Raw genomic sequence first — 22,346 nt, 5'->3', positions numbered from 1 at the left:
CTCGCCGTCTGCGCCGATCCACGAACCAGGGAGCCTTCCGTGCGTCGATCCCCGAAGCCGCGCAACCTCGCGGGAGCAGCCGTCCTCTGCGTCCTCGTCGCCGCCTGCGGCGGCACAGCCCCGAGCGGTGTGCCGGGGGGGACGTCCTACACGCTCTCGGCGGGCACGCCGCCGGCCAAGGGGGACATCCCAGCGTTCACCTGGGCGCTCTACGCCGAACCCTCAGGGCTGGACTACATCCACGCCTTCGACTATCCGCAGAACATGATTCTCGCGAACGTGTGCGAGAGCCTGATGCGCTGGACGCCCGAGCTCACCATGGAGCCGGGCCTCGCCACGAAGGTGGCCAACCCCGACCCGAAGACCTTCGTCTACACGATCCGGCCCGGCGTGAAGTTCCACGGCGGCGGAGAGATGACCGCCGACGACGTCGTCTACAGCATCCGGCGCCATCTCGACCCGGCACTGGGGTCGTACTGGAACAAGGCGCTCGACAACGTCGAGTCGGTGACCAGGACTGGCCCGATGCAGGTCACCGTGACGCTGAAGCGACCCGACGCGCTGTTCCCACAGTGGATGGCGACCTCCGCCGGCACGGTGGTCAGCGCCAAGGCCGCCGAGGCGATGGGAAAGCGCTTCGGCACCGCCGACGGCGGAGTGGATTGCACCGGCCCGTTCACGCTCGGCACTTGGACCAAAGGGCAGTCCATCGAACTGGACCGCTTCGCCGGGTACTGGGGGCGGCGGGCCAAGGCCGGCAAGGTGACCTTCCGCTTCATCCCCGATGTCACGACCAGAACCGCCACCATGACCACCGGGGAGACCGACGGGGGCTACCTGATCACACCGGACAGTTATCCCCGGCTGGAGGCCAGCGGCAAGGGCAAGCTGTACTTCGGCAAGAGCCTGACCACGGTCAGCCTGAGCGTCACGAACCTCAAGGGCGCCGTGGGTGACGTGCGTGTCCGCAAGGCGCTCATGCTGGCCCTCGACCGTCAGGGCTTCGTCAGGACGGGCCTCGGCGGCGTCGGCGCGCTCTCCGCGGCGCCCGCCCCGCGCGACGCCTGGCAGGGCGTCCCCGAGACGGCGATCGACACCGCCTACGACGGCCTCGCGCCCGCCTCCCGGGACGTCGAGCAGGCCAGGCGGCTGATCCGGGAGGCGGGCGCCACGGGCAAGAAGGTCGTCGTGGCGACCAGTCCCATCGGGCCCGACGTGTCGCTGCTGGCCACCGCCGTCCAGGCCGCGGGCACCGAGATCGGGCTGGACGTGGAACTCAAGACGATCGCGCCCGACGCCTACACCGCCCTGTTCTCCGATCCCACGGCGCGGGAGGCGGTGGACGTGTTCCCCAACACCTACTACCTGTCCATCACCGACCCGCTGGCGAGCTACTCGGTCTTCCGCAGCGGAGACTTCGAGAACTACAGCGGGTTCAGCGACCCGGCCTACGACAGGCTCTTCGACCAGGCCGCCGCCGAGTACGACCTCGCCAAGCGGGCGGAGCTGACCGCGCGGCTGCAGAGGATGGCGGCCGAGCAGGCCCTGTGGATCCCTGTCGCCGAGTGGCCCACCACCATGTTTCTCAACAAGAGGATCACCGGCGCACCGACCACCATCGCCTACATGTACTACCCGTGGGCGGCGGACGTGGGGGCGGCCGGATGATCGCCGCCTACCTGGCCCGGCGGCTGGCCGGTCTGGTCGCCACCCTGGTTGCCGCGTCGTTCCTCGTGTTTGGCGCCCTATATCTGGCCCCAGGCTCCCCGGAGACTTTCCTGCTCGCCGGGCGCGCGGCCAACCCGGAGGCGCTGGAGGCGATCCGCGCCCAGTACCACCTGGACGACCCGTTCCTCATCCAGTACGCCAAGTGGCTGGGGCAGGTGGTCACCGGTGACCTCGGCCAGTCGGTGCAGTACCGCAGCCCGGTCCTCGGCCTGATCGAGGCCCGGCTGCCCGCCACCTTGCTGTTGATCGCGATGTCGGCCCTGCTGGTCGTGGTGTTCGGCGTGGCCCTCGGCTGGATCAGCGCGGTGCGGGGCGGCGGCACCGACTCGGCCGTCCTGGTCGGGACGACCGTCGCGCTCGGGACGCCGTCGTTCGTGGCGGCGATCGTGCTGCTGTGGCTGTTCTCGGTGCGGCTCGGCTGGTTCCCGGCCATCGGCAGCGGCCAGGGCGTGGCGGACATGATCTACCACCTGACCCTGCCGTCCGTCGCCCTGTCGCTCTACTGGATCGGCGTCCTGACCCGCGTAACCAGGACCTCGATGCTGGACGAGCTCGGAAGGGAACATGTCGAGGTGGCGCGCAGCCGCGGCATCCCCGAGCGTACGGTGATCCGCCGGCACGTCCTGCGCAACGCGCTCGGCCCGATCAGCACGATGAGCGGCCTGACCGTCTCCGGGCTGGTGATCAGCACCGTGCTGGTGGAGTCGGCGTTCGGGCTGGGCGGGCTGGGGGAGTTCCTGGCTCGTTCGGTGTCGGTGAAGGACTTCCCCGTCGTCCAGGCGATCAGCTTGCTCGTCGTCGCCCTGTTCGTTGTGGTCAACCTGGTGGTCGACCTCCTTCACCCGCTGATCGACCCGCGGGTCGGGTACGGCGCGAGGGGTGCCCAATGACGGCCGCCGCGCTGAGCCGCCGCCCAGGGCTGAAGCACCTCCGAACTCGGCGGAACGGACTGTACCTGGCGTGCCTCGCCTTCGCCGGACTGGTGGTCCTCGTCGCCCTGATCGCCCCGTGGTTGGCGCCCGCCGACCCCAACGCCACCGACCTGGGCGCCGCGCTCGCCGACCCGTCGTCCGGACATCCGCTCGGCGCGGACATCGCCGGTCGCGACACCCTGTCCCGTCTGCTCCTGGGATCACGCACCTCGCTGCTCGGCCCCCTTGGGATCGTGGCCTTCTCCACCGTCCTCGGCGTCGTGGTCGGGGTGACCGCCGGCTGGCGCGGAGGCTGGATCGACACGGCCCTCTCCCGCAGCAGCGAACTGCTGCTTGCGTTCCCTGGACTGCTGCTGGCGATCCTTTTCGTGGCCCTCTACGGGGAGGGGCTCCTCGCTCCGGTGGCCGCGCTGTCGCTGGCCTACTTGCCGTTCGTCAGCAGACTGGCGCGCAGCCTCACGCTGAGCGAACGACAGCGTCCATACCTCGCCGCCTACCGCGTCCAGGGGTTCTCCGGGTTGTCGATCTGCCTGCGGCACCTGATCCCGAACATCGCGCCGGTCGTTCTGGCCCAGTCCACGGTCAACTTCGGGTACGCGCTGCTCGACATGGCGGCGCTGTCCTTCCTCGGCCTGGGTGTGGCGCCGCTGACCCCGGACTGGGGATCGATGATCAACGCCGGGCAGAGCGCCCTCCTGCAGGGCAAGCCGCTGCCGGCCGTCCTGCCCTGCGTCGCGATCGTCGTGACGGTCGTGGCCTTCAACGTCGTCGGCGAGCACTGGGCCGACCGGGTCGCCAGGAGGGAACAATGAGCGCCTCGACTCACGTGCTGGAGATCGACGGGCTGACCCTGGGGCTACCCCGCGTCACCCGACCCGTTCTGGACGGCGTCGACCTGACCGTCGGCGTCTCGGAGATCGTCGCCCTCGTCGGGGAGTCGGGCTCGGGCAAGTCGATGACACTGCGGACGGCGCTCGGGCTGCTCCCCCGTCAGGCCTCCGTGGAAGGGCTGGTCAGGGTCGCCGGCGAGAACGTCCTCATGATGACGCCCGCCCGGCTGCGGCGCCTGCGGGCAGGTACCGTCTCGATGATCTTTCAGGACCCGCGGGCGGGCATCAACCCGCTCCGGCGGCTGGGGGACTTCCTCACCGAGAGCGCCCGCGTCAACGGCGGAGCCGACGGCGTCCAGCCGATGGCACGCGCTCGGCATCTGCTCGCGGCGGTCGGGCTGACCGACCGCGTTCTCCACCAGTACCCCCACGAGCTGTCCGGTGGCATGCTCCAGCGGATCATGATCGCCTCGGCACTCATGAACGATCCTGGGCTGCTCCTGTGCGACGAACCCACCACCGCGCTCGACGTCACCACCCAGGCCGAGATCGTGGCTCTGCTGACGGACCTGCGGGACAGGTTCGGGACGGGGATGCTCTTCGTCACCCACGACCTCGGGCTGGCGGCTGCGATCAGCGACCGCGTGTTCGTCATGTACGCCGGCCGGATCGTCGAGCACGGCCAGGCTGCGTCGCTGTTCGCCACGCCGCGGCACCCGTACACGGCAGCGCTGCTGCGGTCCACGCCGCGGTTGGAAGCGCCCGGCCAGCGGCTCGACGCCATCCCCGGCCAGCCTCCCGATCTGCATGCCCGGTTGCCCGGCTGCCCGTTCGCGGCCCGATGCGCGCACGCGATCGAACGTTGCCGTGCCGAGCGGCCCGAGCCGGACGGCGGCGTCGCCTGCCACCGCGCGGGCGAACTCGTCCTCGCCAACGTGCAGGAAGGAGACCGCTCCCGTGGATGAGCCGACCGCGGTAGGCGCCGCCGATCCCGTGCTGCGGGTGAGCGGCCTGCGCAAGACGTACGGTCCGGTGCTCGCGGTGGACGACGTCTCGTTTACCCTGGCCAAAGGCCGATCGCTGGGCGTGGTCGGAGAGTCGGGGTCAGGCAAGACCACCACCGCCCGGATCATCGTCGGCCTCGAACAGGGAGACGCCGGCCAGGTGACGGTGGCGGGACGCGACCGGACGCGGAGCCGGCGGCACGGCCGCGCCGAACGGCTGAGGCGAGCCCGTGACGCGCAGATGGTCTTCCAAGACCCGTTCCTCTCCCTGGACCCGAGGATCCCCGCGGCGGCGGCGCTGCGTGAGACCCTCCGGCTGCACTTCCCCCGGCGCGACGCTACCGCTCGGATCGCCGAACTCCTCGACCAGGTGGGCCTGGGGGAGCGGGCCGCCGCGGCGTTGCCGCGCGAACTGTCCGGCGGCCAGCGGCAGCGGCTGGCCATCGCCCGCGCTCTGGCCGTCGAACCCGCTGTGCTCGTGCTCGACGAGGCGGTGGCGGCGCTCGACGTCTCGGTGCAGGCGCAGATTCTCAACCTGCTGGCCGACATCCGGGAGCAGACCGGCGTCGGCTACTTGTTCATCACCCACGATCTGGGAGTCGTCCGGTGGGTCACCGACGACGTGATCGTGATGTGGCGCGGGGCGATCGTCGAACGGGGCCCCACCGCACGGGTCCTCGCCGCGCCGGAGCACCCGTACACCCGGCTGCTGCTGGACTCGGCGCCGAGGCCCGGCTGGGATCCGGGCGCAGTCGCCGCCCACCGCCGCGCCCTCGCCCGTGCGGCGACGCCTTCCCCCTCACCATCCGACCACAGGAAGAACTGATGCGTCTCACCCCCACCGAGCAGGATCGGCTGCTCCTGTTCACCGCCGCTGAACTCGCCCGCGCGCGGCGAGCGCGGGGACTGCGGCTCAACGTCCCGGAGGCGACGGCGCTGATCGCCGACACCGTGTGCGAGACCGCCAGGGACGGCGCCCGGCTCGCCGAGGCGATCGCGGCGGGACGCACGGTCCTCGGCGTCGACGACGTCCTGCCCGGCGTCGCCGACATCGTCACCGAGGTCCAGGTGGAGGCCGTCTTTGAGGACGGGACCAGGCTGGCGGTGATCGTCGACCCGATCGATGCCGGCTCGCTCGGCCCGCTCGCCCCCGGGGCGATCGTCCCGGCCGACGCGCCGCCTGCCATGCCGGAAGCGGTGGTGACCGTCGAGGTCACCAACACCGCCGACGTGCCCATCGGCGTCACCTCTCATTTCCACTTCTTCGAGGTCAACCCGAGGCTGCGCTTCGACCGCGCGGCCACCTACGGAAGGAGGGCGGCCATCCCGGCCGGCTCCACCCTGCGCTTCGCCCCGGGCGACACCGTCGTCGTCCCGTTGACGCCGATCGGCGGCGCCCGGGTCGCGGTCGGCTTCGCCGGGCTCGTCGACGGCCCGCTCGACGCCCCCGGAGCCCGGGAGGAGGCCCTGCGCCGGGCCCGCGCCTGCGGGTACCTCGACCGTCCCGCGGGCCGGGAGCCCACCCCGGGTTCCGCCGGAAGCATGAGCGGCAGAGAGGACGCGCCATGACCACACAAGCATTCGAATACGCCGCCGTCCACGGCCCGACTACCGGCGATCTGGTAAGGCTGGGCGACTCCGGCCTGGTCGTACGCGTGGAACACGACGCGCAGCGGCGAGGCGAGGAGTTCCTCGCCGGCTTCGGCAAGACGGCCAGGGACGGCATGCATCTCAAGGCCGCCGCCGTGGGGGAGACCTGCGACCTGGTCATCAGCAACGTGCTGGTGATCGACGCGCTGCTCGGGATCCGCAAGACCTCCATCGGGATCCGGGCCGGGCGGATCTGCTCCGTCGGCCGGGCGGGCAACCCCGACACACTGGACGGGGTCGACGTCGTCGTCGGCACCGGCACCGCCATCGTCTCCGGAGAAGGGATGATCGCCACCGCCGGCGCCGTCGACACCCACGTCCACCTGCTTTCACCCAGGATCATGCAGGCGTCACTGGCGTCCGGCGTGACCACGATCATCGGCCAGGAGTTCGGCCCCGTCTGGGGCGTCGGCGTCAACTCACCATGGGCTCTGCGGCACGCCTTCAACGCGTTCGACGCCTGGCCGGTCAACATCGGCTTCCTGGCCCGCGGCTCCTCCTCCGATCCCGCGCCGCTGATCGAGGCACTGGCCGAGGGCGGCGCCTCCGGGTTCAAGGTGCACGAGGACATGGGCGCCCACACGCGCGCCCTGGACACCGCGCTGCGCGTCGCCGATGACCACGACGTCCAGGTGGCCCTGCACTCCGACGGGCTCAACGAATGCCTGTCGGTGCGCGACACCTTGGCCGTCCTGGACGGCCGGACGATCCACGCCTTCCACATCGAGGGGTGTGGTGGCGGGCACGTTCCGGACGTGCTCACCATGGCCGGTCTGCCCAACGTGATCGGGTCCTCCACCAACCCGACTCTGCCGTTCGGCCGCGACGCCCTCGGCGAGCACTTCGGGATGATCGTCTCGGCGCACGGCCTGAAGACCGACCTGCCCGGTGACGCCGCCATGGCCCGCGACCGCATCCGGGCGGGCACGATGGGCGCCGAGAACGTCCTGCACGACCTCGGTGTCATCCCCATCACCTCCTCCGACGCCCAAGGCATGGGGCGGGCGGGTGAGACCGTCCGCCGGACCCTCGCGCTGGCTGCGAAGATGAAGGGCGAGCGAGGTGCTGAGGGAGGCGACGACAACGACCGCGTCCTGCGCTACATCGCCAAACTGACCATCAACCCCGCGATCGCCCACGGCCTCGCGCACGAGATCGGCTCGATCAGCGTCGGCAAGCTGGCGGACATCGTGCTGTGGCGGCCGCAGTACTTCGGGGCCAAGCCGCAGCTCGTGCTCAAGGCCGGGTTTCCCGCCTTCGGCGTGACCGGCGACCCCAACGCGTCGACCGACACGTGCGAGCCGCTCGTGCTGGGCCCGCAGTTCGGCGCGCACGGAGCCACAGCCGCCGACTTGTCGGTGGCCTTCGTCAGCCAGGCCGCCGCGACTGCCGCATCGGACCGGATGCCCACTCGCCGCCGCCGTGTAGGGGTACGGAACACCCGCGGCCTCGGGCCGTCGGCGATGGTCCGGAACGACCGTACGGGGCTTGTTCAGGTGGACGCTTCCACTGGCACGGTCACCTTCGACGGCGATCTCGTCTCCTCGCCGCCGGCCGAGTCCGTCAGTCTCAACAGGCTCTACTTCCTTTGATCAGGTGTCCTGGTGACTGGAGAAGCGCTGGTCGGTGTCTCTTGTCCGTGTCGCGTCCGTACGCCGGGCTTTAAACAGTTTTGCTCTGCCGTTCTTTTTCAATACGATCGGATCCAAAACGAGCGAAAGCTAAAAGACAGAGCGTGTCTGAAGACAGTGATCGCACAGGAGAGTTCCCTGCGGCCGCGAGTCCTCATGCCCGCTCCTCTATCGGCCCGGCGCCACAGCCGTCCCGTATGGGTGCGATCGGCGTCGAAGAAAGGATGTCCCATGAGCGGGACAGCACATCACAGCCCTGGACTCCGCGCCTTGCGCGACCGGGTGATCGCCCCGTCGACCATCGCGCTGCCCACGGTCGGTGACGGGCTGACCTGGAGACCTGTCACCGTCGCCGACATCGGCCTGATCCTCGACCTGAAGCGGGCCGCCGGACAGGTCGACCATCCGCGCTCGCTGGTGATGAGGGACGAGCTGGAGGAGGAGTTCAAGAGCACGACCTTCGACCCCGAGCGCGACGCGGTGATCGCCGTCGACGCCGCCGGGCGGGCCGTCGCCTACGGCTCGGCTGCGGCCCCGGCGAGCCAGGAGACGATCGTCCGGGTGGAGCTCGACGGAACGGTGGCCCCGGACCGTCGTGGTGAAGGCATCGGCAGGGCGCTGCTGGCGTGGCAGGAGGCCCGGGGGCTCCAGCATCTCGCGGCCTGCGACGTGGCCCTGCCCGGGTGGCTCGTCTCGAGCGCGCACGACCACGCCACCCCTGCCATCCGGCTCCTGGAGGCGCACGGCTACGAGCGCGCCCGGTGGTGGCTGGAGCTGGAGCGCGACCTCAAGGCGCCGGTCGCCGAGCCGCCGTCGGTCCCCGGGGTGCGGCTTGTGCCCTACGACGAGGAGTGGCAGGAGCGAACCAGGTCCGCGCTGAACGACGCCTTCCGCGACCACTGGGGTTCCCAGCCGGTTACCGCCGCCGAGTGGGCCTCCGGTGACCGGCTGGAAGCATTCCGCCCGGACCTGTCCGTACTCGCCGTCACCCCCGGCACACACGACGGCGAACGCGTCGTCGGCTTCATCCTCGTCGACGTGCCGCAGGACGAGTGGCCGCTGCGCGGCGGACCGTTCGGTTACATCACGGCAGTCGGCGTACGGCGGGACGCGCGCGGGCAGGGGCTGGCCCGCACGCTGCTGGCCCACCTGCTGCGGGCCCTGCGAGCCGAGGGGTTGGACCACGCCGTACTCGACGTCGACGCCGAGAGCCCCACCGGCGCCCTCGGCCTGTACCAGAGTCTCGGCTTCACCGTCACCGACCGCGCGGTCAGTCTCGTCAAACGCTTCTGACCTCTCCGGACCCAGCCCACCCGGCCGCCTGACCACAACGAGCAGAAAGCACCCGACGTGTTCCCTTCCACCCTCACCGAGTTCTGGCTGACCCCCTCCACGACGAGTCGGGTCATCCACGAGGACGATGCCTTCAGCGTTCTCGTCGACACCGTCCTCGACGAGGACGAACGGCTCACCATCCTCACGACGACCGACGGCAGGACGCGCGTTCTGCTCACCTCGGCGGTCGCCACGACGATGGGCCTGGAAGACGGGCAGCCGGTCGACGAGGCGGACTTCCGGCAGCGGCTGGAGAAGTCCGGCATCTCGCTGCACGGAGCCGACAACCTGTTCTACTTCACCGACGAGGCCCGGGAGACGTTGCTCGGCGAACCGGACGACCCCTCGATCCGCCCGCTCACCGAGGCTGACGCGGACATGTTCGGGCAGTTCGAGGCGGCGGCGTCGGAACAGGATCGCGACGACGCATTCGTCGAACTGGACCACTGGGCGGTATACGGCGCGTTCGATGACGGGCGGCTGGTGTGCGCGGCGAGCATGTACCCGTGGAACGATACGCCGCTGGCCGACCTCGGCGTGCTCACGCTGCCTCCGTACCGGGGCAAGGGCCACGCCCGGCGCCTCGTGCGCGCGATCTCCCGGCACGCCCTAGCACGGGGCTACGAGCCGCAGTACCGCTGCCAGCTTGACAACCACGCCTCGGTGGCGGCGGCCGGATCGGCCGGCCTGACCCGATTCGGCACCTGGGACATCGTCTCGCCGGACTCAGCCGTGTAGGGGGACATGCCCCGCATCAAGGCCACCTACCGCTTCTCGGTGACTGTGCCGAGTACCAGAGTGGCGGTCGCCAACGGTGACCTGATCTCGCGCAGGAGCACCGGTGACCGCGCCACGTACGTCTGGGACGCCAAGGAGCCGATGGCCAGTTACCTCGCAACCGTCACCATCGGAAAGTTCCGGCTGACCGACGCCAAGATCGGAAAGTACCGGACCATCGTCGCCGTCGACCCCAAGCTGGCCGGCAAGGCCGCGAACCTGGCCGAGCGCCACGCTCCCGTCCTCGACTACTTCGCCTCGCTCTTCGGCCCCTATCCCTTCTCCTCCACCGGCGCGATCGTCGATCACGCGCCGAAGGTGGACTACGCCCTGGAGACCCAGACCAGGCCCATCTACGCGGAGGTGCCCGGCGAGGGGCTGCTCGCCCACGAGCTGGCGCACCAGTGGTTCGGCGATTCGGTGACGCCCAGTCGGTGGCAGGACATCTGGCTCAACGAGGGCTTCGCCACCTACGCCGAGTGGCTCTGGCAGGACAAGATCGGCGAGCGAGGCCTTCAGACGTCCTTCGACATGGCCTACGCCACCCCCGCCAAGGACGCGTTCTGGAGGACGCCGCCCGCCGACCCCGGCGGCCCGGCGGCGCTCTTCCACGACCCTGTCTACTACCGCGGCGCGATGACCCTCCACGCCCTGCGGGGCAAGGTGGGTGACATGGCGTTCTTCCAGATCCTCAGCAGGTGGACGGCGGAGCACAAGTACGGCAACGCCGATACTCGCGCCTTCATCGCTCTGTCGGAGCGGGTCTCCGGCCATGACTTGTCCGGTCTCTTCACAGACTGGCTGTTCAAGCCCGGCAAACCGGCTTTCTGGTCTTAAGACGTTCGGGAGGGGGAGTCCTGTCACCCCCTCTCCGTTGAGCGCATGACGCGGCCAGCCTTCATCACCAGCTTCACGTGCTCCTCTGGCCGGGCCAGCACGGCGATGTCCTCCAGCGGATCGCCCTCCACCATCAGGACGTCGGCGTAGGCGCCGGGCGTGGTCTCGCCGATGCGGTCCTGCAGCCCGACGAGCCGCGCGGCGACGCTGGTGGCCGAGCGCCAGGCGGACATCGAGGGCCTGACCGTCGGCCCCAAAGATCAGAAGATGGGCCAGGAGGGCGCGTGGACGGCGGACGCGACATTTCGAGGTGTCCGGGTCGGCCGCGACGCCCTCGTAGGCGGCGACGGTGCGATCGGATACAAGGCGGCGATGACGCCCTCTCCAGCGGGACGGCCGGAACCGTCGAGGCTGGCGCTCCCCTGGTGTGGAGCGCGCAGTTGGAGACGAAGGTCGTCGACAAGCCGGGGATCGTCCCCAGCAGTAGGCGCCCCGCCAGGAGCAGACGGCCACCGCCGGGCCGTACGCCATGGACGCGTACCGCCCCGGCGGTCGCCTCCTGTGCGTGGACGGCGACGGCGTGCGGCCGGTGATACCGGAAAGTAGGGTCGGTCGCAGAGCCGGGAGAAGGGCTGGTGACGCGGTGGCCGGCTTCGTCCCCGCCGACCACCCGCGCACCATCGCCGACGGCGACCCGGGACTGTGGGCGCCCATGGTGATGAGAAGGGTTAAAGATCAAGCTAGGTCGGCCCGGCGCCGGGTCTGGGTCATCCGCTACACGCGCTGCGGACACGGCAACGAGTTCGGCGCCCGCGACGCCATGTCCACCGCACGAGCGGCGATGACTACGACGAAGGACATGCACCACGCCACCACCTTCGGGGCCGGTAAACCCCCACTCGATTGCACACAAGGAGTTCGCCACGGTGGACCAAGCCGCCAGCGAGTGCGTCACGAAGAACGAAGGTCGCCGGCTTCGACAAGCTCGGCCGACAGGAGAACACCAGCCCGCTCACCCGGATGATCAATGATGAGGTCTACTCCTCGATTAGGATGCCCAACGCGCCGGCCAGGGCGAAAACCAGTCCATGCGCGTCCCGGCTCTTGACGGTCGCGCCCTTGAGGCTGGTGACACCGCCGATCCCGAGCAGCACGCAGTCGGAGAAGTGCGCGCCATCCATCTGCGCCTGGAAGAACTGGGCCATGCTTAGATCACAGCGCTCGAAGCGAACTCCCCGCAGGTCGGCGTTCTGGAAATTGGCCTCCGGCACGATGCAGTCACGGAAAACGGTGTTCTTGAACGTCGAGAACCGAAACCCAGTCAGATCGGCACGGCACGTGTCGAAGAGCACGTCACGGAACGCGCATTCGGTCCAAGTCATGCCGATCAGCCGACTCCCCGACGTTCGGACACGATGCATGCCCGACGCTCTGACCGTCATGTTGGACAAGTCGCAGCGCTCCAGCTCAACATCGGTGAACCCGGTCTGGCACAGTTCGGTGCCCGCGAAATTGGCGGCCGATCCCGCCAGGCGTAGTAGCCGGACACCGAGACGTCCAGCACGCGGCAGGCCACCTCGACGGCGATGCCTCCGCCAGGTGTAGATCGTCTGACTGCTGATCTCCAGGTCGCACGCCAGGTCGGTGACCTTACGCCCCGCCTCGACCAGATCCAGCACCTTGCGCCGGAACTCTGGCGAATAGCCTCGTCGTTTCATGCGACTTTCCTCTCATCAAGCGGCACAAGAATCCAGTAACCCACCTCCACTCAACCCGGGACACACCACAGTCTCCACCGAACCCGGGGCGCTTCATGGCATTACGGCTTGATCCACCGGGACGGGAAAGAGGCGACGCCCCATCGGCCTCCGAAGGACACAAGGCAACTGGCCATGTCCACTATTGGTACCGACGCAGGATTGTTTCGATGGCCGACTGATAGATCGGCCATCCATTGTCAGGCCCGCCCGACCATGACCACTCGTACCGGCTGACCCCGAACTCCTTAGGTTCAGGCGCCCGTCCCAATGCCTCGAACATCTGCAGATACGTGACTCCAGCACTCGCCAGCCGGGACTTCTGCCGGTACACGTCGGCCAGAGGGAAATCTGTTACCCGCAGGAGCTCCTCGTATGGCTGTCCGCCGAGCTCTGCGTAGAGGGCATCGACGAAGTCATGTGCGGCGATCGGTAGGAGATCGACGCGAGGAGGGCTGGTGGGTGCCTTCTCTCCGATGGCGGTGTAAAGGCCGGTCAGGTCGCCGTTGAACCAGTGGTTCGCTGCCTTTGCGGCGAAGCGGGCGAACCGCTTGAACGTCGGCGGTCTGCCGGTGGTGGCGATCGTCTTGTTGAGTTCTCGGGCCACGGTGGTGAGTTCGGTGTGCCACCGTCGTCGCAAGTAGTCGTCGAGGTAGCGGCTGGTCCATCCGCGCCGATGACGAGTAACGATATCGCGCAGAATGCTGAAGCCGTTGCGGCGATTGCCTCCACCGGTCACTCGAAGCGCAAGGCCATCATTACCCTGGAACCAGTGCTCGTAGGTAGGAAGTTCCTCCACAGGCCCGAGGCGGCCCTCTGCTTGCTCCAGTTCGTCGAAGAGGCTGGGGTGAATAGGCGTGCCGATGTCGGCGAGTTCCGCGAGGTGGCCCTCATGGTAGGCACGCAAGCCTGACAGGGTGGTGCGTGACGTCGGCCCCTCGCAGATGTACCAGGTGGTCAGGGCTACTGCGTGCCAGAACGGCACAGCGATGCCGAAGGTCTCGGCCATCAGCCGGTGGGGATAGGGCTCGCTCACGATGGCCTCGGGCCAGCGGGAGAGGGTCGTGCCGTCCCAGAGGGAGTCGATCTCCTCCACCAGGTCGGATGGAAGCAGGGTTCGGTAGAGCCTGTGGTCCGGCCGCTGGCCGTACCCGACCGAATATCCGCCATCCTCTACCAGGCCCCAGAGGGGTTTCATTCCGGACTCCTGCCGAGCATGCACGGAGTCGAACTCTCCCCACCACCGGCGCAGGGCATCGACACGCTGCTCGACGGGTGAGACCGCTGTGGTCTGGTTGAGGAAGGCGGCCAGCATCGCCGCGACGTCGCCGACCTCTACTCCGTGCTTGGCCGCTGTCGAGCTGGCGTTGGAAATCCCGCCGACATAGAGCTTCGTCGCCGGCAAAGCGGTGACCAGCTCTTCTCCTGGGTTGGGCGGCATGCCGAGGTAGTCGAGACAGGCCAACCAGTCGCCGGCGAAGTAGGCGCTCAATGTCGGCTTCAAGGTCGAGTTGAGGACGCGACGGGCGAGTGGCGTAGTCGCGCGCGTTTTCGCGACGATCGCGCGGATGACTGTACGCAGACGCGTCGCGCGGAGGCGCGCGGCGACGGAGAGCAGGTCGTGCCGGGCCAGAGCATCCAGCAGCAGGACGCGGGCGTGGGCCTGACCAGCCCGATCCAGATGCCCCCATCCACCTCCGTAGGTGAATACCTCCACTTCAGGGGTGCGTGCTATCCCGAGGCTGGTGTAGGAGTCCAGAACCGTCGCCCAGACAGAGCGTTGATCGTCAGCGGACTGCTCCGATCCCACGGCGCGGAGCACGAGGGGCGCCATCAGAGTGTCGAAGAGCGGGATGAGCAGAGCCCAGACCAGCAGTGCGTCGGCGGTCGAGCTGAGCTGGGTACGAATCGAGTCACTCTGAGCGAGCGTGAAGCACTGTCCGGGATGATGGCGAGCATAGGCCGGAAGGTTCAGGTTGCCGGCCTTCAGCCGTGCCTCCTCCGGCAGAAACCAGGCTCCCTTTCGCTGTTGTCTCTCCAAGGAGAAAGTGTCATCGACAAAGGCACGGTCCTGCGGGGTCAGGAAGGTCATCGACACGGTGTCGCCGCTGCTGCGTCCAGGTCTGCCCGGCGTCATGGAGACCAACGGGCGGCCTGACAGCGCCATGAGCATCAGGTTCGCTGTCAGGACATCGAGCTGTTTGAAGGCCGCCTCTTGCCCTGCCTCGCGTTCAATGTGGAGAAACTCATCGGCGCCTGCGGATGCCAGCCTGGAGGCGAGCTCGGTTTCACCCATGGGCACTCCTGATCACAGCGACGAACTCCTCGAAGGTCCTCGGGCTGGTCGTGGTGGCGACGTAGGCGGCGTAGCGATGGGCCAGGGTGTTCAGTTCGCGTTCCTGGCGTCTCGCCTCCACCTGGTCGACGGTGTAGAGATATTGCTGACGATTGTCGCCGTGCTCTGCCATGACGGTCACGTGCATGTCGGCGTGCACCGGTGAGTCGAGGGGGGGTGCGCCGCGATCAGGCACGGGCGCGTCGCCGAAGTCGTCAGGGACCGCGGGCCGAGGATCCATGTCGTTTTCCCTGCGCAGCGTTTCGAGGTGATCGTCCAGGCCGAGCTCTCCGTGGTAGACCAAGTCCAGATGTTGTGGCTGCGCCCGTTGGGCCAGCGCCGGATGATGCACCGTGCGGATGCCACGCCCGACCAGCTGATAGAACTCACCGAAGCTGCCGTAGGGGCGCATCGGCACTACCACAGTGATCGCCGGGAGGTCGTACCCTTGGCCAAGCATCTTCAGCTGCACGATGGCCTGAAGGTTGCCGGATTCGGACTCGAAGCGCTTGCGGATGGCGGCAATCTCTGAGTCGGTCATCGAATGGTGCAGTGTGCCGGAGGCGATGCCGTGAGCGTTGGCGATGCGGGCGATCTGCTCGGCGTGACTTTGGCCGAGCGCGGCGAACAAGGCTCGTGGCCGCACCGGTGACAGTGCCTGCGTCTGCTGGGCCAGGCAGTCACGGACGATCCGCATGACGCGGCGGATCGGTTCCTCAGAAGTGGCGGTGATTCTGGCCACCTTCCGCTCGTCATTCATGATCTCCAACAATGCGGCCTTGCCGACGATCGGTTCACGCTCGCCGCTGGGCCAGACAATCTCGTACTCCGTCTCCTCCACGTCGGGGGTGAACCTGTGGGCCCGCAGGTGCTTGGCATGGCCGTCGGCGATCGAGTCGATGAGCCGGTAGCGGTACACAACGTCCGCGGTGATGGTCCTGCCATCGGCACGGTTGAAGCATGCGGACATCAGCAAGCGCCGGGCGCGCGGGAATCGTGCAAAGAGACGCCGGTATGACTCTGCAGCGGCGATATGGGCCTCGTCGATCACGATGAAGTCGATGTCATCCGGCTCCAGCTTGGACAGCAGGCCGCTGTCCGGACCTCCGAGGGAATGGAAATTGGTGACGATCACATCTGACTTGAGCAACTGCACCCGGCTGACAGCCTGGATCGTGCCTAGCTCGGTGTCGAGGATCTCGGCGGCCGGAGCCCTCATGCCGGAAAGCAACGGTCCGCCCCGCAGTGTGTAGAGCACGTTTCCCGCCCTCTCCGGGTCCAGGGCATTGGCAAACGTTCCCCGGATCACGCGTCCCGGAGTGACGATCAAGGCCCTGCGCCGGGTGAAGGCCAGTGTGGCGGCCACGCCCAAGGCCGTCTTGCCGGCGCCGACGGACATTACGCAGGCGGCGTTGATGTCACCGCGCCGGTAGTAGTTCGCCAGTGCGACGAGGGCTTCTTTCTGGCATTCACGCAAGGGGCTCAGGTTCAGGTGCCGGCGGGCGCGGTCGAAATAGCCGCCCGCGGTCACCGTCGGCCGGGGCGGCGGGGGAGTGATGAACCCCAGCGGGTTGGGGTCCATGTCGTCAGGGACCGGGACGATGGGATCGGGAATCAGATAGGTGGCCAACAGCGGATCCCGTCGCAGCACTTTCTGCAGCTGCGTCACACAGCGGGCGGTGTGCTCACGGATGGCGGCATAGGAGAAACGGAGAACCTCATATTTCAGCCCCACGAGGTCGTTCTGCCGAATCCGATCGTGCACGAAGGCTGACCTGGAGCTGTGGAACTCGTAGCCGTCGAGCTCGACTACTACCTGTGATCGCACGCCGGAAATCAAGTAGTCGAGATGATAGGAACGGTCGTCGGCCGATACCGGATGCTGTGCGTGCACGTGCGTGGCGATGCCCGGCATGGCGGCAGCACTCAGGACCCACTTGAGAAACGCGTTTTCCAAACAGGAGTCACCGGTCAGGGCGTCGATCAGGCGAGTCTCGTGCACCGGGCCTCCTCGTCGAGGGCGGCGACCTTGGCTTCAAGATCCTCCAGCCGGTATCCGTCGTCGAAGCGCCGTAGCCTCCTGTTGATCGCGAGAGCTTCTCGTAGTGCTCCTTCCGTCCGCAGGAGCGACACCCACGTCGCCACACCGGAGAAGTGGAAGTAGCCTTTCGTTGCGTCATTCTCATCGATCAGGAATGGCCGAGGGGCGGCCTCGATCAGGCGGAGATCCAGATCGGCGAAGATCTCAAGGAACTGCAGGCCGCCCGGATCAGAAGCACGAGCCGACCACAGCCGGCCGATCGCGCTCTGCAGCAGGAAATGGTAATCCGAGATGGTACCTGGGATTTCCAGCCCTTCCCACACCCATCGAACCAGTGACGGGATATCCATGCCGCGCATCTCGGCGGAGGCTCTGGCATGCGCTGGCGAAGCGGATGTGTGCCCGCTGGGAGTGGGCCAGTAGATGTAGCCGTTGTCCGCCTTGATGGGCCTGACGTGGGTCTCAGGCAGGCGGCTTCTGTCCACGCCGGGGCTGCCGGCGAATCCGACACCGCTGACCTCGGCCATTCGGGGATACCACGCACGCACCAGGGGATGCTCCTCTCACGTTCAGGGGGTCGGAGATCTAGATCAGCCAAGCATGCGGGCGAAGGCATGGGGGGTGACGATGGGGATGCCGTACGCGCGTGCCTTGCGAGCCTTGCCGGATAGGGAATCGGGGTCGGCCGCGACGACGAGCCTGACCTTCTTGGTCACGTTGGGGTGCGGGAGGTAGCCCGCTTGGCGGGCTCGGCCCTCCCACACTTCCCGGCCGTCGTCCATCTCGCCGGTGAACACGACCGGGTCACCTGGATGCAACTCGAACCGCCTTACGGTGGCGACGGGGACGGTGGCCACGTTCAATGCCTGTTCGACGGCGGTGTCGGGCAATCCGAGCAGAGAGGCGACGAGCTCTAGTTCGCGTCGTTCCGCGTTGGTGACGATCCCGTCAGCCAGGGCCGCTCGTGCGATCTCAGCGAGGTAGTCGCGGTGCAGGGCTTCGAGTTCTACGCGGCTGAGACCGAGTGAGGTCGCCAGCTCCACTAGGGCGTCGGCTTCGGTGGCGGAGATGTGGTGGTCGAGAAGCACCCGGTCCAGGAGAGCAAGGTACGGCTCGGCTGTCATAGGCTGCGCCGTCTGGGGGACGCGGTCAAGGATGCGGGCGAGGAAGTGGCTCTGGCGTTCGGCTGAGATGCCTCTGCGCACACAGTCTTTCCGGGTCTCGTCGAGCACCGGCCATGGGATGGTCGTGTTGGTGCTGTGAAGCACTGTCGGCCAAGGGTAGGCGGGGCGGGACAGGGCCAGATAGTGATGAAGCAGCTCGGAAGCAGCGCGAGCGTCGATCAAGGCGTCATGGTGGCAGTCGAGGGATATGTCCGCTACTGCGCAGCAGCCTGCCAGGTTCCGTGGTGCGTGGGGCAGGAAGCGGCGTGCCTCGGTCATGGTGCATACGCCGAAGTCCAGCAAGGATGGAATCGGGGTACCGATGCGGGCAAATTCGTATTGCAGGAATTCGGCGTCGAACCGGAGATTATGGGCCACCGGCACTCGATGCCGCAGCAGCGAGAGCACAGTGCCTGCGATTTCCTTGAAGGTCGGCGCGTGGCGGATGTCGGAGGCGCTGATGCCATGGATGTGCTGCGGGCCGAGGTCACGTTCCGGGTTGACCAGCGTGTTCCACTCGCCCGTCACCCGCCCGGTGGGATCGGTGTGGACGATGCCGATCTCGATGATCCGGTCATGCCATGACGGACGTAGCCCTGTCGTCTCAACATCGATCGCCGCATAACCGATCTGGCTGGCGCTCATGGTTTCCTCCTCGCGCATAGTCCCTTAGAGAAGTCGCCTGCCAAGAAGGAATCGCCTGCCCTGTCTGCGGAACGTGATTGAAGCGTGATGTCCGGGGGGTGAAATGCCTCGTATGTTCTGGATGCCGCATTTGAATTAGCCAATGGCGAGGCGCTCAAACAGTTGCCAGTCAGTGCCTTCCTGGCAAGGAGTCATGCGCCAGAGTTCTCGTCCGCTGGGCTCGCCCGCCGCCCCCACCCTCTTTGCGAGCTGTCCCAACGTGATGAGTGCTGGAACTCGCGCGATGGCTGCGCCCGATGGGATGCGCCCCTCAGGATCGGTCTGCGCTTGGGCCATCGCCAAGCTTTCTGCTGGAGGGTCAAGCCGTGATTCCGGACCTCGTCGCCCGGCCTCTGCCGCATGTCGGCCGATGATCGTGCGCCCGCGCTGACTTGGCTCGTGAGCATCTCGTACGCACCGATCAGCGCGAAGCCCGTCCATCCAGCGATGAGACGCGCGGCGAGTGTGGGTTAAGCGACGGCGATGTTGGTCGCCACACTGGCGATGCTGCTTGCGAGAAGCATGCTCCACAGCAGCGGCCCGCGTCGGGATCCGCTGCGACTGGTAAGGAGCGAGGATATGGAGGCGGCGACGATGGCGCCGTCGTGGCACGCCGACCAGGTGAAGCGACGCTGGACCTCTCCCAAGTACCAGCCGTGACGGCCACCGATCCCGCCCACCATGCGCGCCCTCGCTGTGCCTGGCCGCCGAGAACCCGGACTGGGGTGCCGGCGTATCTCCGACCTGGGCCGAAACACGTGTGCTGACGATAGAAGGCCAGATCAGATTCTATGGGCGAGTTTCGGCACCGCATAGGGCCGACGTGCGTGCCTTCACCGGGTTTCGGGAGTGCGGTGTCGAGGATGCCGAGAAGGCGGCCGAGTGGCTGTCCGGCGACGTGTGCCTGTCCGAGCGGCGGGCCGACCGGGTACGGGCGGCGCTGCTGGCCCATTTGAAGGATGAGCGGATCGAGCCGCCGGCCAAGCAGCGACTGCAGCGGATCGTCGGCTCTGCGCTGGACCAATCCGAGAAGGCACTAACACTGCGCGTCTGGTCACGGGTCAGTGACGACGTGGCCGAGCGCATGTTCACCCTGATCGAGCGCCGCGGCGAGGACGGCGCCGAGACGGAAGATCGGGATTAAGGAGGCCGGTGGTGAGATCGGGGACGGCGGTGAGGAGGTGTCGGCGGAGGCTGAGGGCGTGGACGTGTTCGCGGCGATCCGGCAGGACCCCGGCAACGTGAGCGTCACCACGATGGGGGGTTCACGAGTAGGCGTGAGCTGGGCGAGCATGGGCCTGTTGATCATCGCTTCCCAGGGACGACTTGATCGTTTCCCGCGTGGTGTCGGTGTACAGGTCGATCCGCATGGCGCGGTTCAGACACCCATGCCGCCGGACCAGGTACGGCGCTCCAGAGCGACGGCGTAATGCGGCATTACCGATGCCTACGCACGTTGTGTGATCCTTAGTCGGATGCGAAAGGCTTCGAGTGTGCTCGCTGTCCTGGTCCTTGCCAGCGTGTGTGTGTTGGCCTCCGACACGGCCCTGAGCGTTTATGGGCGGACGGCTGATGACGCCGACGAGTCGGCGTCGCGCTGGACGGTGAGATACACCACCCAAAGCGGTTTACGGTTGGTGCCGACGGCGGACGGCGGGGCATTACTGTTCGCCGCGGAGGGTCGCCGGCGTGCCTGGTCGATGCTGCGCTGGGATGGGGTCTCCTGGAAGCGCGCCGGGCTGCCCAAACAGCTCGGCAAGGCCTCGCAGCTCGAAGTCGGCGGCTCGCCATCCGGCGAGACGATCTGGGCGGTCGCGACCGTGCAACATGTGGACGACAACACAGAGGATCTGTGGCGGTGGTCTCATGGAAGCTGGACGCGGCAACGGTCCCTAAGCGCGATGTGGAACCCGGTGATCGATATCGCCGTGGACTCCCGAGACAATGCGTGGTTCGTCACCTCCATGGACCCCGACGGCGGGGATTCGACGGTGTTGTATCACAGCGGGAAGGCATGGCGTCAGAGCACGCTGCCGGTGCGCTCTTTGGCCGCGGTCGCCGCAACGGGTCCGGATGACGTGTGGGCGGTGAGCGACGCGCAGATGAGCAATGAGGTGGCCGTCACGCTGCATTGGAACGGCACAGATTGGAAGAAAGTCGATCATCCGTGCATGGTGGAGTCGGCTCGGTCATCGTGTCGCGGGCGGCGCTACCTCCAGCAGATGAGTCTGGCCGCACAGCCAGATGGCCACGCGTGGGCGGTCGGCCCCGCCTGGGCGGACGGTGGCAGCCCGATCGTGCTGCACTGGGACCGCACCCAATGGAAGCAGGTGAGCCTGAACCTGGTGCAGACAGCTTTGACTGCGGTGCGCACCGACCCGGCGAGCGGTCTGTGGATCGCCGCCAACCCCGCCTCCGGCGCCCCCTATGTGATCAACCTACGCGACGGCAGATGGACCAAATCAACCTTGCCCGGGGGCAGTCCGGCTGACCGCATCATCGATATCGCACCAACGCCGGGCACGACGCGGCTCTGGGTCCAAACCGAGCGCCACGAACTCGCCGACAACCAGCGCGGCGACAAGAAGACTTCATCGATATACGAGCTAGTTCAGTAAGGGATCTTGCAGTCTTGGGGGTCAGCGATGCCATTGCCGCCTACAGTTTGGAGTTGCAGCCATGCGTTGAGTGACGGTGATGGTCTGGGATCGCCGCGAGGGAGGCGATGGTGACGTCACTGCTGGCAAAGCTGGAGCGGGCCGAGGAGTCTGCACGGCAGCAATGGGCTGAGCTGTCCGGGCAGATGGAGGAGCTGCAGGAGCGGCTGGCCGTGGCGGAGCGTCGCCTGGAACGGCTGTCCATCGCGCGCGAGGAACTGACCGCGCTGGAGGCGGCCGACGGGCCGGCTGTGGTGGAGGCCGGGAAGGTCGCTGGCATCCGTCCTCATGGTGCGGGCGACACCACGCCGAGGGCTTCCGGGCGCGCGGAGGTTCCCCAGGAGCGTCCGGTTCTGCGGGGGTTGGGCAAGGACGCGGTGGTGTTGCTGGCCAGTTCCGACAAGCCGTTGCGGGCGCGGGAAGTGGTGCGGGCGCTGGGTCAGCAGGATGTCCGCGGTCAGGTGGAGGGGATGCGCGCGCGGCTCAAGCGACTGGTGGACGATGGCTGGCTGGCCGAGCGGGAGCAGGGCTTGTTCACGATCGGGGCCGGAGGGAACGGGTTCGCCGGTGAAGGGAGCGCCGCCACGAGCTGAGTACGGCTTGCCGGTCTGGTGCCGGATCGAAAAGTGGTGCCGAAGAGTTACAGCTCGATGGCACCGGGTTGCGTGAGCGCCCAACAGGTCCTAACTCTTTGAAGGCTCGCGCTTTCCGAGCGTAACGCGATAGGTGATCGCTTGGAGGCTGTCGAGCCACATGACGGCCGCTTCTGCCCGGATGTCCGGGTTGTCGGGGCGGCGGAGAGAAGGCTCGACCATGCCGTCGAGGTCATCACGGCGTTCTGCTCCGGGCTCGGCGTCGTCATCGGGACGCCGGAGTTCCCTGCGGCCACAGCCGGACCCCGAGCGCGGTCTCCAGCAGGGCGAGGGTGGCCACGTCCGGCCAGGAGCGGCCGGCGAGCAGGTCGGCGTTCTCCGGGGGAGCTCAG

General features: G+C 67.6%; 20 protein-coding genes and 1 pseudogene. 14 read left to right on the top strand and 7 right to left on the bottom strand.

The window, feature by feature from the left end; genetic code table 11:
• The first annotated feature begins 39 nt into the window (after window positions 1-39).
• From AB0J71_RS32825 to AB0J71_RS32780, 10 genes are all read left to right on the top strand, one after another.
• Window positions 40-1,668: an ABC transporter substrate-binding protein gene (locus tag AB0J71_RS32825; RefSeq protein ID WP_364417700.1), complete on the top strand. Its 1,629-nt coding sequence runs from the start codon at window positions 40-42 to the stop codon at window positions 1,666-1,668.
• Window positions 1,665-2,618 (top strand): ABC transporter permease, encoded by a 954-nt coding sequence (locus AB0J71_RS32820; protein WP_364417698.1) that lies wholly within the window; start codon window positions 1,665-1,667, stop codon window positions 2,616-2,618. Before AB0J71_RS32825 ends, AB0J71_RS32820 begins: the two co-directional genes overlap by 4 nt.
• Window positions 2,615-3,472, top strand: coding sequence for an ABC transporter permease (locus AB0J71_RS32815; protein ID WP_364417696.1), 858 nt, complete (start codon window positions 2,615-2,617; stop codon window positions 3,470-3,472). The genes AB0J71_RS32820 and AB0J71_RS32815 overlap by 4 nt, the downstream gene beginning before the upstream one ends.
• Window positions 3,469-4,455 carry an ABC transporter ATP-binding protein gene (locus AB0J71_RS32810; protein WP_364417694.1) on the top strand — a complete coding sequence of 329 codons (987 nt, stop codon included), beginning with the start codon at window positions 3,469-3,471 and terminating at the stop codon, window positions 4,453-4,455. The genes AB0J71_RS32815 and AB0J71_RS32810 overlap by 4 nt, the downstream gene beginning before the upstream one ends.
• Entirely contained in the window at window positions 4,448-5,320 is an 873-nt protein-coding gene (locus AB0J71_RS32805) for an ATP-binding cassette domain-containing protein (RefSeq protein WP_364417692.1), read from the top strand. The genes AB0J71_RS32810 and AB0J71_RS32805 overlap by 8 nt, the downstream gene beginning before the upstream one ends.
• Window positions 5,320-6,063: an urease subunit gamma gene (ureA, locus tag AB0J71_RS32800; RefSeq protein ID WP_364417690.1), complete on the top strand. Its 744-nt coding sequence runs from the start codon at window positions 5,320-5,322 to the stop codon at window positions 6,061-6,063. Before AB0J71_RS32805 ends, ureA begins: the two co-directional genes overlap by 1 nt.
• Entirely contained in the window at window positions 6,060-7,736 is a 1,677-nt protein-coding gene (locus AB0J71_RS32795; RefSeq protein ID WP_364417688.1) for an urease subunit alpha, read from the top strand. The genes ureA and AB0J71_RS32795 overlap by 4 nt, the downstream gene beginning before the upstream one ends.
• A 270-nt stretch (window positions 7,737-8,006) precedes the next feature.
• Complete coding sequence (locus AB0J71_RS32790; RefSeq protein ID WP_364417686.1) at window positions 8,007-9,068, top strand: GNAT family N-acetyltransferase; 1,062 nt, start codon at window positions 8,007-8,009, stop codon at window positions 9,066-9,068.
• A 57-nt stretch (window positions 9,069-9,125) separates the two neighbouring features.
• The gene (locus tag AB0J71_RS32785; protein WP_364417684.1) at window positions 9,126-9,848 is read left to right on the top strand and encodes a GNAT family N-acetyltransferase; all 723 of its coding nucleotides are present in this window, start codon (window positions 9,126-9,128) and stop codon (window positions 9,846-9,848) included.
• Between the two features lie 6 nt (window positions 9,849-9,854).
• On the top strand, window positions 9,855-10,724 hold the full coding sequence (locus AB0J71_RS32780; protein WP_364417682.1) for a M1 family metallopeptidase: 870 nt from the start codon (window positions 9,855-9,857) through the stop codon (window positions 10,722-10,724).
• Window positions 10,725-10,747: 23 nt separating this feature from the next.
• Here AB0J71_RS32780 and AB0J71_RS32775 read toward each other — a convergent pair whose 3' ends face one another.
• From AB0J71_RS32775 to AB0J71_RS32745, 7 genes and pseudogenes are all read right to left on the bottom strand, one after another.
• Window positions 10,748-10,957 carry an amidohydrolase family protein gene (locus tag AB0J71_RS32775; RefSeq protein WP_352321278.1) on the bottom strand — a complete coding sequence of 70 codons (210 nt, stop codon included), beginning with the start codon at window positions 10,955-10,957 and terminating at the stop codon, window positions 10,748-10,750.
• An 804-nt stretch (window positions 10,958-11,761) separates the two neighbouring features.
• Window positions 11,762-12,220 carry a pentapeptide repeat-containing protein gene (locus AB0J71_RS32770; protein WP_352321287.1) on the bottom strand — a complete coding sequence of 153 codons (459 nt, stop codon included), beginning with the start codon at window positions 12,218-12,220 and terminating at the stop codon, window positions 11,762-11,764.
• A gap of 126 nt (window positions 12,221-12,346) precedes the next feature.
• Window positions 12,347-12,442, bottom strand: a pseudogene (locus AB0J71_RS32765) (hypothetical protein); the annotation flags it as partial.
• Window positions 12,443-12,623: 181 nt separating this feature from the next.
• The gene (locus AB0J71_RS32760) at window positions 12,624-14,777 is read right to left on the bottom strand and encodes a hypothetical protein (RefSeq protein ID WP_352321276.1); all 2,154 of its coding nucleotides are present in this window, start codon (window positions 14,775-14,777) and stop codon (window positions 12,624-12,626) included.
• Window positions 14,770-16,818 carry a DEAD/DEAH box helicase family protein gene (locus AB0J71_RS32755; protein WP_364417680.1) on the bottom strand — a complete coding sequence of 683 codons (2,049 nt, stop codon included), beginning with the start codon at window positions 16,816-16,818 and terminating at the stop codon, window positions 14,770-14,772. The genes AB0J71_RS32760 and AB0J71_RS32755 overlap by 8 nt, the downstream gene beginning before the upstream one ends.
• A complete protein-coding gene (locus AB0J71_RS32750; RefSeq protein WP_352321272.1) occupies window positions 16,800-17,384 on the bottom strand; it encodes a hypothetical protein in 585 nt (194 codons plus the stop codon). The genes AB0J71_RS32755 and AB0J71_RS32750 overlap by 19 nt, the downstream gene beginning before the upstream one ends.
• A gap of 63 nt (window positions 17,385-17,447) precedes the next feature.
• Complete coding sequence (locus AB0J71_RS32745) at window positions 17,448-18,665, bottom strand: exonuclease domain-containing protein (protein ID WP_352321271.1); 1,218 nt, start codon at window positions 18,663-18,665, stop codon at window positions 17,448-17,450.
• A gap of 862 nt (window positions 18,666-19,527) precedes the next feature.
• Here AB0J71_RS32745 and AB0J71_RS32740 point away from each other — a divergent pair.
• From AB0J71_RS32740 to AB0J71_RS32725, 4 genes are all read left to right on the top strand, one after another.
• Window positions 19,528-19,848 carry a hypothetical protein gene (locus tag AB0J71_RS32740; RefSeq protein WP_364417678.1) on the top strand — a complete coding sequence of 107 codons (321 nt, stop codon included), beginning with the start codon at window positions 19,528-19,530 and terminating at the stop codon, window positions 19,846-19,848.
• Window positions 19,849-19,906: 58 nt separating this feature from the next.
• The gene (locus AB0J71_RS32735) at window positions 19,907-20,134 is read left to right on the top strand and encodes a hypothetical protein (protein ID WP_352321267.1); all 228 of its coding nucleotides are present in this window, start codon (window positions 19,907-19,909) and stop codon (window positions 20,132-20,134) included.
• 45 nt (window positions 20,135-20,179) lie between these two features.
• Complete coding sequence (locus tag AB0J71_RS32730; protein WP_364417676.1) at window positions 20,180-21,322, top strand: hypothetical protein; 1,143 nt, start codon at window positions 20,180-20,182, stop codon at window positions 21,320-21,322.
• Window positions 21,323-21,429: 107 nt separating this feature from the next.
• Window positions 21,430-21,954 (top strand): hypothetical protein, encoded by a 525-nt coding sequence (locus AB0J71_RS32725; RefSeq protein WP_364417674.1) that lies wholly within the window; start codon window positions 21,430-21,432, stop codon window positions 21,952-21,954.
• Window positions 21,955-22,346: the final 392 nt, after the last annotated feature.

The sequence above is a fragment of the Nonomuraea sp. NPDC049637 genome (assembly GCF_040675235.1).
Classification (GTDB): Bacteria; Actinomycetota; Actinomycetes; order Streptosporangiales; family Streptosporangiaceae; genus Nonomuraea.
Note: the sequence above shows the minus strand (reverse complement) of the source record. Positions and strands in the feature narration are given on the sequence as shown.